Source organism: Nocardia sp. XZ_19_231, from assembly GCF_015355705.1.
In the GTDB taxonomy this organism is placed as follows: Bacteria; Actinomycetota; Actinomycetes; order Mycobacteriales; family Mycobacteriaceae; genus Nocardia; species Nocardia salmonicida.
Map to the genome: position 1 here is coordinate 331,247 of NZ_JACUZI010000002.1, position 14,813 is coordinate 346,059.

Below are 14,813 nucleotides of genomic sequence, written 5' to 3' on the forward strand. Positions count from 1 at the left end.
CAAATCAACGCGGGTTGAACGCGCCTTCCAATGCCGTGATGAAGAACGGGAATTGCGCGGCGAAGCGGTGCAGGTTGGGGTCTTGGTCGTAGCCGGCGAACCAGTAGAGACCCGGTTGTGAGTCGGCGGCGGGGTTCATGTCGCGGAAGGTGCGGATCCAGTTGTCGGCTCTGCCGCTGATCACCGTGTAGGGGAGGGCGCGGGAGAAGATCGTTTCCTGGTCGATGGGGGGAATCCGGTCGCGGGTGACGGTGTCGAGGCCGCGGTGCATGGCACGGATTCGGCCTGCGACGGTGTCGCCCAGTGGGGTTCGGGTGGGGAGGTAGTTGGGGAGCAGCAGCGCCGCGCCGCCTGCGAGAGCGATGGCTACGCCCACCAGGGCGTGGCCGGAGGTCAGGGCGAGCGTGACCGTGATGATCACCCCGAGAGCGATCAGGGCGGCGCCGATCCAGCGGGACAGCGCCCGCTGCTTCGGGTCGGCGAAGGCGCCGGTGGCGACCGCGTCGTTGCGCATGGCGGCGCGAATCGGGTCCAGCTGCAGGCGGCCCGGGGTGCGTAGTTCGCGAACGGCGACGGTGTCGGTGCCCTCGGGGAGCAGCATGTCGTAGACGGTGCGTTCGTAGTCGCGCAACTGGTCGTCGGGGGCGTTGACGCGGCTGATGCGCCAATCGTCTTCGCCGCGCGCGTTCACCGGAGTGATCCACAGGTAGCGCCGGACGGCGAGATCGACGACGGTGGCGGCGATGTCGACCGGATCGGCGTGCTCGTCGATGATCAGGCCCGCCTCGCCGGGGAGCACACCGTCGGGGGAGACGAACTCGACCCGGCCGGCCTGCTGGATCAGCGGATCGAAGGCGTCGCTGCCCCTGACCGCGGCGGCGGCCCGCTTCCGCGCCAGCAGCACGTAGGCGATCATGCCCGCCAATGCCAGCAGCAGGGCGCCGAACGCGGCGAGCACGGGCGTGGTGAAGGCGAAGGGACCCGTACCGCCGCCGCGCACATCGGCATTCGCGGGCACGGTGCCGGGGGGCATCTGCAAGGTGAGGTCGATGGCATCGCCCTTGCGCAGGTCGGTCTGGTGCAGGTACAGCACGCCGTCGGGTTCGGTGTGGACATCGGCGCACGGCTTGGCATTGCCCGCGGAGCCGAGTTTGCAGTCCACGATGCCCATTTGGAAGCTCGGGCTGATCACCGAGACATCGAGCACGGCGATATCGGCGTTGAGCACGCCGAGCCAGTGGAACACCTGTGTGCCCGGCATGTCGGAGACGGTGTTGTGCACCGTATACGTGAACTTCGATTCGCCAGGCTCGGCTTCGACGACGAACTGGTCGTTGACGGTGGTGGCGGTGCCCGAACCGCTCGCGGTCACATCGGTGACCTTGAAGACCCGCTCGACATCGTCACCGACCTTGAGGCGCAACGGGAGCGACATCGTGAAATTTCCATCGGCGGGCACCGCGACAGTTTCGATGACCTCGAGCACACCGGTTTCGGTGAGCGTGAGATCGGCGGTGATCGAAACACCGGTGGTCGCGGGCTGCGTGTGGGCTACCGGCGCGGCCACGAGCAACCCCGCCGCGGCGAGCAGCAGCGCGCCCGCGGCGCCCCCCCGAAAAGTCAGCATGGGTGCTTACTCTAGACAGCTTGCTATTCTGCGTCAGCGGCTGTCGACGACTCATGAGACGAGGGGGGTACGGGGGAGTGACTCAACCACCGTACGGTTATGGGCCGAACGGCCCAGGTGGACGTCCGGTTCCACCGCCCCCTGGCTATGGTCCGCCCCCGGGATACCGGCCACAACCGGGATATGGGCAGCCAGGTTATCCACAGCCTCAGGGTTATCCACAGGGTTACGGGCAGCGTCCGGCGTACGGTCCGCCGCCGGGATACCGCCCACCGCCCATGCCTTACGGGCCGCCGGGCAGGCCGACTCCGCCGCCACGTAAGCGCGGTGGTGGCTTCACCTCGGTGATCCTCGTGGTCATCTTCCTGCTGGTCGGTGGCCTGGTGAAGTACGCCGTCAACACCGGCGTCGACCTCGGCATCGGTGCGATCGGCCCGAAACCGACCACCACCTACACCCCCCAGCCCGGTACCGCGCCCGCCGCGACCGGCGACAACCCGCTGCTCACCGACTCCGACGGCACCCTGGTCCCGGCATCGTGCAACTACGCGCCGTGGGGCACCCAGGTGGACAAGGCCCGCACCTTCTTCGAATCGGCCGCGACGTGCCTCGAATCGGCGTGGAAACCACTGCTGGCGGAGAACAATCTGCCCTTCGAGTCGCCGACGCTCAGCGTCACCGCGAACACCGACGGCATCACTACCCCGTGCACCGGATCGACGAGCAACTTCGCCGCCTTCTACTGCCCGGCGAACAAGACCATCTACATGCCGATCAGCCAGCTGCAGACCGAGCAGTTCCGCGACAACTGGGTCGTGTACCTGTCGGTGTTTGCGCACGAGTACGGCCACCACGTGCAGGCCCAGTCGGGCATCCTGCGCAAGGCCAACAGCGAGCGCGTCGACGCGGGCGCCCGCTCGGCCAAGGGGCTGGAGCTCTCGCGCCGAGTCGAGTTGCAGGCCAACTGCTTCGACGGCATGTTCATCGCCTCCTCGAAGGGCGGCGGCTCGCTGACCTCCTCGCAGGTCACTGTCGCAGCCAAGGATTCCTACGGCCGCGGTGACGGTCCCGGCGACATGCGCGACCACGGCACCGCAGAGCACGGCGGCCAGTGGTTCGAAACGGGTCTCGATCGCAACCTCACGGCCCAGTGCAACACCTTCACGGTGTCCGCGAGCGAAGTGAACTGAGGCTCCCCGCCTCTCCGGGCCTTCCAGCCGGACTTGTGTGCCGCACAAGTAGCGTTGGCGGCCGACGGTGTGGTGCGGGGTGAGTTGGCTCCGTTCCCGGTGAGTTACCCATGTCCGTGCGTGATCAGTTGTCAGGTGATTGATGTATCCCCCGCCTCCTCCGCAGCCGCCCTATGGCAGGCCCATGCCGCCGCCGTACGGGGGGCAGATGCCGCCGTATGGTCGGCCCGCGATGCCGCCGTACGGGAGGCCGCTGCCGCCGCCTTACGGCTATGCGCCGCAGGCTTACGGCTATGCGCCGCAGGGGTATCCGCCGCCGCGTCGTGGCGGATCGGGCGCGGTCGGTGCGGTGCTGACGGTGTTGACCGTGTTCAGTGTCATCGGGCTGCTGTTGGTCGCGGTGACCGTGTCGGGTCAGAGCTCGCCCGGTTCGGTCGCCAAGACGACGCCGCCGAGCTTCACCTACAGCTCGAATTCGCCGGTGCCGACCACGAATCCGACGTCTGCGCGAACCACCACCACCGCGCGCACCACTGCGCCGACGACGACCAAACCCGCGGGGCCGCAACCTGTTATCGCCCTCGATCAGCATCCGCTGTTCAAGAACGACGACGCGGGCCTGACGAACATGGACTGCGATCTGCCGCGGTGGTCGACCAACGCGGCGGTGGCCAAGGCCTTCTTCGCGGCGGCGCAGGTCTGCCTCGATCAGATGTGGCGGTCGAATCTCGCCGCCGCGAATCTGCCGTTCAAGAGCCCGGGACTTGTTGTCGCGGAACAACCTTCACAACTGTCGTCGCCGTGTGGTAATTCCACGGCCGACGCGTTCTACTGCAGTGCGTCGAGCACGATCTACATGTCGACGGAGGGGTTGGTCATACACAACACGCCTTATCCGCCGATGGAAGCGCTGTCGGTCTACGCCCACGAGTACGGCCACCACATCCAGGGGCTCACCGGCCTGATGCAGGCATCGTCGAATCAGCGTCGTGACCAGGGCGCGATGTCGGCGGGTGGACTGGAGACCTCACGCCGAATGGAGTTGCAGGCCAGCTGCTTCGGCGGGATGTACATCGGTTCGTCGGAAGCAGGCGGTTCGTGGACCTCGCAGGAGGGCTACGCCGCGGTCAAGCACAACTACAACCGCGGTGACGGCAACGGCCGCCACCGCGATCACGGAACCCCGGACCACAACGGCAATTGGTACAACCAGGGCTACTCGAAGAACCGCAACTTCCAGTGCAACACCTGGCTGGCCCCGTCCGACGAAGTGAGCTAAGTCCCGTAGTGGCCCTCGCCGAAGCGGCGGGGGGAGGAACCGTGCACGCCTTCGGCATAGGCGGTTTCGGCGTGGAGGGCGAAGTCGATGCCCGCGGTTTCGTCTTCCTTGCTCACGCGGAAGCCGATGATCTTGTCGATGCCCTTGCCCAGCACCCACGAGACTGCGAAGGCGTAGGCCGCGACCACGAGAATCGCGACGAGCTGCTTGCCGAGCTGGGTGAAGCCGCCGCCGTAGAGCAGGCCGTTCACGCCGCCGGTCATCACCTGGGTGGCCAGCAGGCCGATCAGGACGGTGCCGACGATGCCGCCGACGAAGTGCACGCCGACCACGTCGAGCGAATCGTCATAGCCCGCTTTGTGTTTCCAGCCGACCGCGAACGAACACACCACACCGGCGGCCAGACCGACGATGACCGCGCCGAAGGTGTTCACCACGCCGCAGGACGGGGTGATCGCGACCAGACCGGCCACCGCGCCCGAGGCCGCGCCGAAGGTGGTGGGCCGACCGTCGCGGACCTGCTCGACGATGAGCCAGCCGAGCATGCCGAGACTGCCCGCGACCAGGGTGTTCAGGAAAACCGCCGCCGCGGTCCCGGTGGCGCCGAGTGCGGAGCCCGCGTTGAATCCGAACCAGCCGAACCACAGCAGACCGGCGCCGAGCAGCACGAACGGCAGGTTGTGCGGACGCATCGCATCGATGTTGAATCCGATCCGCGGCCCGAGGACCAGTGCCAATGCCAAGGCTGAAGCGCCGGAGGCGATCTCGACCACCAGGCCGCCCGCGTAGTCGAGCGCGCCGAAGTTCAGCAGCCAGCCGTCGGGTCCCCACACCCAGTGCGCGATCGGCGCGTACACCGCCAGCGTCCACAGCGGAACGAACACCATCCAGCCCGCGAACTTGGCGCGGTCGGCGATGGCGCCGGAGACCAGGGCGGCGGTCAGGATGGCGAACGTCAGCTGGAAGGTGACGAACAGCAGCTCCGGAATGGTGCCGCGGACGGAGTCGGGAGTGATCCCGGCCAGCCCGAAGTGCTCGAGATTGCCGATCAGGCCACCGCCCGCGTCGTCGCCGAACGCGAGGCTGTAGCCGGCGACCAGCCAGACGACGGTGACCAGCGGGATCGCGATGAAGCTCATCATCAGCATGTTCAGCACGCCGGTCGAGCGCACCATCCCGCCGTAGAACACGGCCAGCGCCGGCGTCATCAACAGCACCATGGCGGTGGCCGCGAGTAGCCAGGCGGTGGCCGCCGGGTCGATCGTTGCGGGCACGGGAACTCCTTTCACGCGTGAATGCGTTGCAAGGAAGTTACCGAATGCGCACAGGACAAAACCCGTCAGTCCTGTCGGCCGACCAGCGCGGTCACGCGGATCTCGACGCGCATGCCGGGGGCGCCGAGGGCGGCTGCGCCGATCTGAGCGGGCGCTAGGCCCGGCTCTCCTTGGCCAGCGCCCGCGCGCCGCGTTTGCCGGGAACGGGCAGGTCATCGCCGTCGGCGAGCCATTCGGCAGTGGTGAGCCAGCGGCGCTGAGCATGCGCGTCGGCCACGTCGAAGAACAGTCGGCGGCCGCGATCGTCGCGTGCGTCGCGGGCGAGCACGGCCCAACTCGGCGGCTTGCCCCGTTCGGCGGTGTGTTCCACGACGAAGCCCGTGACCAGCTTGCCGACCATGTTGACCGGCTTCTGCGAGACCCGATTGCCGTATTTCGTGGTGTGCCAGCGCCGCGCCGGGCACAGCGAACCGGGGCTCGCGTTCGAGGCGATCCAGCCGGCGCGCTGCGCCCGCTCGATCAGCCACAGATGCTTGACCGCCGACGGCGCGATCTCACCCACCCGTTCGGCGATGAGTTCGCAGACCTCGGTATCGGCGAGGATGTCGCGCCTGGTCGGACCGATATCGTGGTCGGTCCAGTGCGCGGCGGCGAGGCGGGCGAGGATGCGACCGAACTCGTCGATGCTGCGCTGGGCGCGACGGCCGAGCCGCTCGATCCGCTCGGCCTCGCGGCGCATCTCGTTCTGCGCGGTGAGCGTGCGAATGGCCGCCATCGTTGGTACCTGCCCGCGTTGGAGCAGTTGCAGGATGGCGTCGGCGGTCGCCGGGTCGGCCGCGGCCGCGACGGGTAACGAGTCGCGTTTGATGTCGAAGTCTTGTGGGCTGATCGCCCGACTCAGTAGCCCGACCGCGGCGTTGTCGCCGGCGAAGTCGGTGTGGGCGAGCCAGGCGGTTGCGATGTCATCACACGACAGCACGGTGAAACGTTCCTCCGGTCGGTGCGGTGGGGGAGCGATCGGTGCGCGAAGGTTGTGCCCCGGTCGGGATGAGGGACCGGCCGGGGTCACCAACCTGATGAAGGTTTGGCCACCGAAGTTGCCGAGACCCACGGTAGCCAGACACTTGCGCTGCTGTCACGATCGTTCATTGTTTCGTTACATCCAGTAAGAAGCCGTCAAGCGGGGAATGGGTATGTATATACGCTGCAACCAGGATTGACAGTTGGTCGATGGCGAATTCGCCGCGCGGATGGCAGTCGATAGCTCGACCGTTGCGCATGGCAGACCGCTTTGCTCCTACGCTTCAGACCGCGCATTTCAATGTGATTTGCATCACAACATGGTCATCGCTTCGTTACCGCGCGACCGCACAGTGCCAGCCGCCGATAAAGCCTGTCGGACACGCTCGGTAGCCTGTGGGTCGTGGCTCTGTACCGGAAGTATCGACCGGCGACATTCGCGGAAGTAGTGGGTCAGGAGCACGTCACCGACCCGCTGAGTACGGCGCTGGATACCGGCCGGATCAGTCACGCGTACCTATTCTCCGGGCCGCGTGGCTGCGGTAAGACGTCGTCGGCTCGCATCCTCGCGCGCTCGTTGAACTGCGTGGACGGACCCACCTCGACGCCGTGCGGTACGTGCTCGTCGTGTGAGGCGCTCGGGCCAGGTGGGTCGGGCAATCTCGACGTCATCGAGCTCGACGCGGCCAGCCACGGTGGTGTCGACGACACCCGTGAGCTGCGTGATCGCGCTTTCTACGCGCCCGCGGAGTCGCGTTATCGCGTGTTCATCGTCGACGAGGCGCACATGGTCACCACGGCCGGTTTCAACGCGCTGCTCAAGATCGTCGAGGAGCCGCCTGCCCACCTGATCTTCATCTTCGCCACCACCGAGCCCGACAAGGTGCTGCCGACGATTCGCTCACGCACGCACCACTATCCGTTCCGTCTGCTGCCGCCCGCCACCATGCGCGGACTGCTCGGCAAGATCTGCGAGCAGGAGAACGTGCCGGTGGAGGAGGCGGTGTATCCGCTGGTCATCCGCGCCGGTGGTGGTTCACCGCGCGACAGCCTCAGCGTGCTCGACCAACTGCTCGCCGGCGCCGGACCAGACGGTGTCACCTACCCGCGCGCGGTCTCGCTGCTCGGCGTCACCGATGTGGCGCTGATCGACGACGCCATCTACGCATTGGCCGCCGATGACGGTGCCGCCCTGTTCAACACCGTCGATCAGGTGATGGAGGCGGGTCACGACCCGCGCCGTTTCGCCGTCGACCTGCTCGAGCGGCTGCGCGATCTGATCCTGCTGCGCGCGGTCCCCGACGCCGCCGACCGCGGTCTGGTCTCCGGTCCCGGCGATGTCATGGAACGGATGCGCGACCAGGCCGAACGTCTCGGCCCCGCCACCCTCACCCGCTACGCCGAACTCCTGCACGAGGGCCTGGGCGAAATGCGCGGCGCCACCGCCCCGCGTCTCCTGCTCGAGGTGATCTGCGCTCGCATGCTCCTGCCTTCGGTGTCCGACACCGAATCGGCGACGCTGCAGCGGCTGGAACGCCTGGAACGTGGGTTCGCCGGTGGAGCGGTCCCCGCTCCGGCCCGTCCGGGCCCTGCCGCAGGTGAGGCGCCTGCGGAACGTTCTTCCGCGCCTACGTCGAGCGGGGAAAGCCGCCGTCGTGGCGCCGAACTTCTCGCTGCCGCCCGCGCCGAGAAGGAAGCGGCGACCGGTGGTTCGTCGGCACCTGGCGCGGCGAGCCCTGTTGTCGCGGAACAGAAGACCGCCGTTCCGACCGCGCCTGCGGCCCCCGCGACTTCTGTCCCGACCGCGCCGCCGACTCCCGTAACCGCCGCGTCCACCACGCCGTCGGCGACCGTGGCCCCGGAATCGACCATGACGCCGGTGGCAGTGACCTCGGATTCGACTGTGACGCCGGCGGCCCTGACCTCGGACTCGACTGTGATCCCGGCGGCCTCCGACTCGACCCCGGCGGCCGCGGCGACCGCCCCGCGCGGACAATCTGCACCGCCGGTCCCATCAGCGGAGTCCGAGTCCCTCGCCGAATCCGCACCGGCCACGCAGTCCGCACCGCCCGCTGTGCAATCTGCGGACGTTGTGCCGCCAGTCGATTCCGGCCGAGGTGTTGCCGGTACGTCCTCAAAAGAGGTTGCACCCGAACCGCTGACGACAGAAATCCCGCCGACCGAAGATGACAACACCGCCCGGTCCGACCTCGGCGCACGACCGGAAAGCTCTGGCGCCGAGCCGCCGACCGAAGCCGCCGCGCCGCGCCGCACCGCCGAATCGACGCCGGTTCCGGAAGCAGTAGCACCGCAGGCGGATTCGCCGGCTCAGCCCGAACCCGCTCAGGCGCCGGCGCCGGCGCCGGCGCCGGTAGAGGCTGCTCCGGTGCAGGCGGAGCCGCAGGTCAGCGCGGCCAAGCCACCGGCTGTGGCCGAGGATCTGGTCGCCATCGTCGATGCCGCGTGGCCGGAGATCAAGGGCCGAGTGCGGGAGTTCGGGGCTACCTTGCAGGCGTTGTTGTCGGGTGCGGCGGTGTCGCGGGTCGATGGTGACGTGATCGTGTTCGCGCATCAGAGCGCGCCGTTGGCGCAGCGACTGTCCGATCCGCGCAATATCGACGCCGTGCGCTCGGCGGTGCGGGCCGTGCTCGGGCGTGAACTGGATGTGCGCTGGGAGACCGGAGCTCCCGCGCCCCGACCTGCGCCCGCCGCCAAGACCGGGGCGGCACGGGGGACGGGAACTCCGGAGAGCAAGCCGGCGGGTCGGCCGAAGTTCTCCCGGCCGAGCCAGGCCGGGGGCAACCAGTCGTCGAACCGGGCGAACCGACCGCCCGACGACGACATTCCGCCGCCTGATTTCCCCGACTTGCCCGACGATCCCGGCCCGGACGACGGGCCGGAGTCCCGGTCCGGCTCGGATTCCGCGCGCAGCGCCGCCGTTCTCGCCCCGCCGACCCCCGAAGAAGAACGGGAGATGCTGGCCGCCGCCGCGGTGCCGGTGGCTCCCGGTGACCGCCAGGACCCGGACGAGGTCGCTCTGGCGTTGCTACGTGAACAGTTCGGAGCAAAGAGTCTGGATGGTTGACAGCCACCGTCCTCAGCGCGTTAAGTTAACCGGAGTTCGCACACCACGGTAGTATGAACGGGTGGCCGGTTTCACCGGATGGGCATGGTTCTATGCTCCGCTGGTGCCTGCCGGGATTTGTACGGCGTCGAGACAATTGGTCGTGGCGTTCGTGCGGCCACCGCACCCCAAGGAAGGAAACACTCCGATATGACCACAGAGGCCTACATCTACGAGGCCATCCGCACTCCGCGCGGCCGCGGCAAGAAGAACGGCTCGCTGCACTCGGTCAAGCCGATCGATCTGACTGTTGGTCTGATCCAGGAGCTGCGTGGCCGCTTCCCGAACCTCGACGAGGACCAGATCTCGGACCTCATCCTCGGCGTGGTCACCCCCGTCGGCGACCAGGGCATGGACATCGCCCGCACCGCGGTCACCATCGCCGGCCTGCCCGACACCGTCGGTGGCTTCCAGCTCAACCGTTTCTGTGCTTCCGGCCTCGAGGCCGTGAACCTGGCTGCGCAGAAGGTTCGCTCCGGCTTCGACGACCTCGTCATCGCCGGTGGCGTCGAGTCGATGTCGCGCGTACCGATGGGTTCCGACGGCGGCGCCTGGGCGCTCGACCCGGCCACCAACTACGACGGCTACTTCGTGCCCCAGGGCGTCTCGGCCGACCTGATCGCCACCATCGAGGGCTTCAGCCGCGATGACGTCGACGCCTACGCGGTGCGCTCGCAGGATCTGGCCGCCGCGGCGACCACCGGCGGCTACTTCGCCAAGTCGATCGTCCCGGTCAAGGACATCAACGGCCTGGTCGTGCTCGACAACGACGAGCACATGCGTCCCGGCACCACCGCCGCCGACCTCGGCAAGCTGAACCCGGCCTTCGCCGGCGTCGGTGAGATGGGTGGCTTCGACGCAGTCGCGCTGCAGAAGTTCACCTACATCGAGAAGATCAACCACGTCCACCACGGTGGCAACAGCTCGGGCATCGTCGACGGCGCCGCCCTGCTGCTGATCGGTTCCGAAGAGGCGGGCAAGAACTCGGGTCTGACCCCGCGTGCCCGCGTCGTGGCGACCGCCACCTCCGGTGCGGACTCCACCATCATGCTGACCGGTCCGACCCCGGCTGCCAAGAAGGCGCTGGCCAAGGCCGGTCTGACGATCGAGGACATGGACCTCGTCGAGATCAACGAGGCCTTCGCCTCCGTGGTGCTGAAGTTCCAGAAGGACCTGAACGTCCCGGACGAGAAGCTGAACGTCAACGGTGGCGCGATCGCGATGGGCCACCCGCTGGGTGCCACCGGCGCGATGATCACCGGCACGGTGCTCGACGAGCTGGAGCGTCGCAACGCGCGCTACGGCCTGATCACCCTGTGCATCGGCGGCGGCATGGGCGTCGCCACCATCATCGAGCGCGTCTGATTCCCGGCCGAAACTTCTCACAGGAGAACGAAAAACTATGACTGACAACATCATCGGCTGGGAGAAGGACGCCGACGGCGTGGTCGTCCTCACCATCGACGACCCCAGCCAGGGCGCCAACACCATGAACGACGCGTACCTCGCGTCGATGAACGCCACCGTCGACCGCCTCGAGGCGGAGAAGGACGACATCACCGGTGTCGTCATCACCTCGGGCAAGAAGACCTTCTTCGCCGGCGGCGACCTGAAGAACATGATGAAGGTCGGCCCGGACAACGCGGCCGAGGTCGTCAAGATGGTCACCGACGTCAAGGCCCCGCTGCGTCGCCTCGAGCAGCTCGGCAAGCCGGTCGTCGCCGCCATCAACGGCGCTGCCCTCGGTGGCGGCCTCGAGATCGCGCTGGCCACCCACTACCGCATCGCGGCCGACGTCAAGGGTTCGGCCATCGGCCTGCCCGAGGTCTCCCTGGGCCTGCTGCCCGGTGGCGGCGGCGTGACCCGCACCGTGCGCATGCTCGGCCTGCAGAACGCGCTGATGCAGGTGCTGCTGCAGGGCCAGCGTCACCGCGTCACCAAGGCCAAGGAAATCGGCCTGATCGACGAGGTCGTCGCCACGGTCGAGGAGCTCGTCCCCGCCGCCAAGGTGTGGATCGCGGCCAACCCCGAAGCGGCGCAGCCGTGGGACAAGAAGGGCTACCGGATCCCCGGCGGCACCCCGTCCACCCCGGCCTTCGCGGCGAACCTGCCCGCGTTCCCGGCCAACCTGCGCAAGCAGATCAAGGGCACCAACATGCCCGCACCGCGCGCCATCATGGCCGCGGCGGTCGAGGGTTCGCAGGTCGACATCGACAACGCGCTGACCATCGAGGGCCGTTACTTCACGAGCCTGCTGACCGGTCCGGTCGCGAAGAACATGATCCAGGCGTTCTTCTTCGACCTCAACCACATCAACGGTGGCGGCTCGCGTCCGTCCGTCGCGGATGTGCCCAAGCGTGACATCAAGAAGATCGGTGTCATCGGCGCGGGCATGATGGGCGCGGGCATCGCGTACGTCTCGGCCAAGGCCGGCTACGAGGTCGTGCTCAAGGACGTCGAGCTCGCCAACGCCGAAAAGGGCAAGGGCTACGCCGAGGCCATCGAGGCCAAGGCACTCTCGCGTGGCAAGACCACCCCGGAGAAGTCGGCCGAGCTGCTGGCCCGCATCACCCCGTCCGCCGACGCGGCCGACTTCAAGGGTGTCGACTTCGTCATCGAGGCCGTGTTCGAGAACCCGGACCTCAAGAACAAGGTCTTCCAGGAGATCGAGGACATCGTCGACGCCGATGCCCTGCTCGGCTCGAACACCTCCACCCTGCCGATCACCCTGCTCTCCGAGGGCGTGAAGCGGTCCGAGGACTTCATCGGTATCCACTTCTTCTCCCCCGTGGACAAGATGCCGCTGGTGGAGATCATCAAGGGCAAGAACACCTCCGACGAGGCGCTGGCTCGGGTGTACGACTACACCCTCGCCATCAAGAAGACCCCGATCGTCGTCAACGACAGCCGCGGCTTCTTCACCTCGCGTGTGATCGGCACCTTCATCAACGAGGCCATCTCGATGGTCGCCGAGGGTGTCGACCCGGCCACTGTCGAGCAGGCCGGTCTGCAGGCGGGCTACCCGGCCGCGCCGCTGAAGCTCAGCGACGAGCTGAACTTCACCACGATGCAGAAGATCTACAAGGAGACCTCCGAGGCCATCCTCGCTGCCGGTGGCGAGCTCAACGCCGCGTCCGCGAAGACCGCCGAGGTTCTCAACACCCTGATCGACAAGTACGACCGCAAGGGCAAGCTGGGCGGCGCGGGCTTCTACGAGTACGTCGACGGCAAGGCCACCGGCCTGTGGGACGAGCTGCGCGAGATCTTCAGCTCGAGCCGTGAGCTCCCGGAGGGTGTCACCTTCCAGGACCTCAAGGACCGGATGATGTTCGCCGAGTCCATCGAGACCCAGAAGTGCTTCGACGAAGGCGTGCTCACCAGCACCGCCGACGCGAACATCGGCTCGATCTTCGGCATCGGCTTCCCGGCCTGGTCGGGTGGCTCGCACCAGTTCATCGTCGGCTACCCCGGTGGCCAGGAGGCCTTCGTGGCCCGCGCCGATGAGCTGGCCGCGAAGTTCGGCCCGCGTTTCGAGGTTCCGGCCTCGCTGCGCAAGTAAGTCGGTAGTTCCGGTTTCGGCCGGGTCCGGACGCCCGTCGCCTCGTTGAGGTGGCGGGCGTTCGCCGTTTATCGCGGCTTGGCGTAGTCGGCGTAGCCCTGCCAGTCGAGCATCACGCACGGCTCGTCGCCGACGACCCAGGCATCGTGGCCAGGGGAAGCGATCATCACGTCGCCGGGGCCGAATTCCTGCTGTGCGCCGTCGTCCATCACCACCATGAGCCGCCCGGACAGGCAGTATCCGATATGCGGGGCCTGACAGCTGTCCGTGCCCGCGATCGGTTTCACGTGGTCGCTCCATCGCCAACCGGGTTCGAAGACCGCACGGCCGACGGGACCCGCTTCGGTGTTGACCAGGTCGAGTCGACCCTTACCCTGCTCGAACGGCCGGGTTTCCTCGGGTGCGTCGAAACTCATGCGTACCAGCGTGGACATGACATCTCACTTCTGCTCGGGTGATGAGCAGTCATGTCGTGGTCCACCGCGTGGAGGCCAGTACGGCCCACGGCCGAGCCCACCGAGGATCCAATTCTTCGCCGATTCGTGGGAGGTAGCAAGGGCGCCGGCGGAGGTCCGACAGTTCGGATGGTGTTCACCTTGGGGTGTGCTGGGGTGGATAGCTTGTCGTCCATGGGACATCGCGTGGCCGCAGTGGTGCTGGGAATCGTCGTCGCTGGGGGCGTGGTGCCGGATGCGGGGGCTGAGGCCGGTGGGGTGCGGGTATTGGGGGAGCAGGTAGTCGGGCACGATCTCGAATTCGACGCGACGGTGGTCGGAGGGCTGTCGGGCATCGATTACCTGTCCGGCAGTGGGGAATTCGTCTTGATCAGCGATGACCGGTCGGAGAAGGGGCCTGCGCGGGTATACACGGCTCGAATTCCATTGGGGGAGTCCGGGATCGGTCCCGTGAGCTTTGTCGGTACGAAGCCGCTGCTGCGGCATGGCGGGAGTGTGTATCCGCCGAAATCGGTGGATCCGGAGGATATTCGGGTCGATCCGTGGACGGGGGACTACTTCTGGACGCAGGAGGGAGAGCGCGCCGGTGGGGTGCTCGTTGATCCGTCGGTGCGGGTAGCTCGGGCGGACGGTGGGTTCGTCGCGGAGTTGCCGATCCCGGAAAACGAACGGATGCGCGCCGATTCGGGGCCGCGGCAGAATCAGGCGCTCGAAGGGGCGACGTTCGCGGCAGGTGGCGCGTTGTTCGTGACCGCGATGGAAGGGCCGCTGCTCCAGGACGGGCCGGGCGCGACCACGACGGCGGGGGCGACGACGCGCATCACCGTCCAGGCCAGGTTCGGGCCGGTGCTGGCCCAGTACGCCTATCCGCTGGAGCCGGTATTCGCCGAGTCCCGGCCGGAGGCAGGGCAGGCGAGCAACGGCGTCACCGCGATCCTCGCCGACGACACGCTCGATCCGACTCGATTCCTGGTGGTCGAACGGGCTTTCGCCAAGGGTGTGGGAAATCGGGTGCGGATCTTCGAGATCGACACCGCATCCGCGAGCAATGCGCTCGACGCGCCGATCTCGGGTGCTCGTCCGGTCACGAAGCGACTCGTCGCCGACCTCACCGATCTCGGGATCGAGGCGGTCGACAACATCGAGGCGATGACGTGGGGCCCGCGCCTGCCCTCGGGTGAACGCACGTTGGTGCTGGTCGCGGACAACAACTTCGCGTCGGAACAGCGCACCCAGTTGATCGCTCTCGCTGTGCGCTGAATTCCGGTTCGGACAACCGTTGCCG

General features: G+C 67.5%; 10 protein-coding genes. 6 read left to right on the forward strand and 4 right to left on the reverse strand.

All coding sequences use genetic code 11. From position 1 onward, the window contains the following. Positions 1-4 precede the first annotated feature (4 nt). Positions 5-1,627: a DUF2207 domain-containing protein gene (locus IBJ82_RS08770; RefSeq protein ID WP_194825463.1), complete on the reverse strand. Its 1,623-nt coding sequence runs from the start codon at positions 1,625-1,627 to the stop codon at positions 5-7. A 278-nt stretch (positions 1,628-1,905) separates the two neighbouring features. Here IBJ82_RS08770 and IBJ82_RS08775 point away from each other — a divergent pair, with 278 nt between their 5' ends. After that, on the forward strand, positions 1,906-2,817 hold the full coding sequence (locus tag IBJ82_RS08775; RefSeq protein ID WP_194825464.1) for a neutral zinc metallopeptidase: 912 nt from the start codon (positions 1,906-1,908) through the stop codon (positions 2,815-2,817). A gap of 232 nt (positions 2,818-3,049) precedes the next feature. After that, entirely contained in the window at positions 3,050-4,096 is a 1,047-nt protein-coding gene (locus IBJ82_RS34610; protein ID WP_228536813.1) for a neutral zinc metallopeptidase, read from the forward strand. On the opposite strand, the gene IBJ82_RS08785 is transcribed toward IBJ82_RS34610, so the two are convergent. Both IBJ82_RS08785 and IBJ82_RS08790 read right to left on the reverse strand, forming a co-directional pair. Continuing rightward, positions 4,093-5,370, reverse strand: coding sequence for an ammonium transporter (locus tag IBJ82_RS08785; RefSeq protein ID WP_194825465.1), 1,278 nt, complete (start codon positions 5,368-5,370; stop codon positions 4,093-4,095). The two genes, IBJ82_RS34610 and IBJ82_RS08785, sit on opposite strands and share 4 nt — an antisense overlap. A 154-nt stretch (positions 5,371-5,524) precedes the next feature. After that, entirely contained in the window at positions 5,525-6,349 is an 825-nt protein-coding gene (locus tag IBJ82_RS08790; RefSeq protein WP_194825466.1) for a hypothetical protein, read from the reverse strand. 444 nt (positions 6,350-6,793) lie between these two features. On the opposite strand from IBJ82_RS08790, the gene IBJ82_RS08795 reads away from it, so the two are divergent. The 3 genes from IBJ82_RS08795 (at position 6,794) to IBJ82_RS08805 (ending at position 13,073) form a co-directional block, all read left to right on the forward strand. Beyond that, entirely contained in the window at positions 6,794-9,475 is a 2,682-nt protein-coding gene (locus IBJ82_RS08795; protein ID WP_194825467.1) for a DNA polymerase III subunit gamma and tau, read from the forward strand. 189 nt (positions 9,476-9,664) lie between these two features. Beyond that, entirely contained in the window at positions 9,665-10,879 is a 1,215-nt protein-coding gene (locus IBJ82_RS08800; protein ID WP_194825468.1) for an acetyl-CoA C-acetyltransferase, read from the forward strand. A gap of 37 nt (positions 10,880-10,916) precedes the next feature. Next, entirely contained in the window at positions 10,917-13,073 is a 2,157-nt protein-coding gene (locus IBJ82_RS08805; protein ID WP_194825469.1) for a 3-hydroxyacyl-CoA dehydrogenase NAD-binding domain-containing protein, read from the forward strand. A 68-nt stretch (positions 13,074-13,141) separates the two neighbouring features. On the opposite strand, the gene IBJ82_RS08810 is transcribed toward IBJ82_RS08805, so the two are convergent. Continuing rightward, positions 13,142-13,507 carry a cupin domain-containing protein gene (locus IBJ82_RS08810; RefSeq protein WP_194825470.1) on the reverse strand — a complete coding sequence of 122 codons (366 nt, stop codon included), beginning with the start codon at positions 13,505-13,507 and terminating at the stop codon, positions 13,142-13,144. A gap of 195 nt (positions 13,508-13,702) precedes the next feature. On the opposite strand from IBJ82_RS08810, the gene IBJ82_RS08815 reads away from it, so the two are divergent. Continuing rightward, complete coding sequence (locus IBJ82_RS08815; RefSeq protein WP_194825471.1) at positions 13,703-14,788, forward strand: esterase-like activity of phytase family protein; 1,086 nt, start codon at positions 13,703-13,705, stop codon at positions 14,786-14,788. The last annotated feature ends 25 nt before the right edge of the window (positions 14,789-14,813 follow it).

Excerpts from the sequence above, each read along its gene's own strand:
- IBJ82_RS08770 (WP_194825463.1), bottom strand. The coding sequence starts at position 1,627 with ATGCTGACTTTTCGGGGGGGCGCCGCGGGCGCGCTGCTGCTCGCCGCG.
- IBJ82_RS08775 (WP_194825464.1), top strand. The coding sequence starts at position 1,906 with ATGCCTTACGGGCCGCCGGGCAGGCCGACTCCGCCGCCACGTAAGCGC.
- IBJ82_RS34610 (WP_228536813.1), top strand. The coding sequence starts at position 3,050 with ATGCCGCCGTACGGGAGGCCGCTGCCGCCGCCTTACGGCTATGCGCCG.
- IBJ82_RS08800 (WP_194825468.1), top strand. The coding sequence starts at position 9,665 with ATGACCACAGAGGCCTACATCTACGAGGCCATCCGCACTCCGCGCGGC.
- IBJ82_RS08805 (WP_194825469.1), top strand. The coding sequence starts at position 10,917 with ATGACTGACAACATCATCGGCTGGGAGAAGGACGCCGACGGCGTGGTC.
- IBJ82_RS08810 (WP_194825470.1), bottom strand. The coding sequence starts at position 13,507 with ATGTCCACGCTGGTACGCATGAGTTTCGACGCACCCGAGGAAACCCGG.
- IBJ82_RS08815 (WP_194825471.1), top strand. The coding sequence starts at position 13,703 with ATGGGACATCGCGTGGCCGCAGTGGTGCTGGGAATCGTCGTCGCTGGG.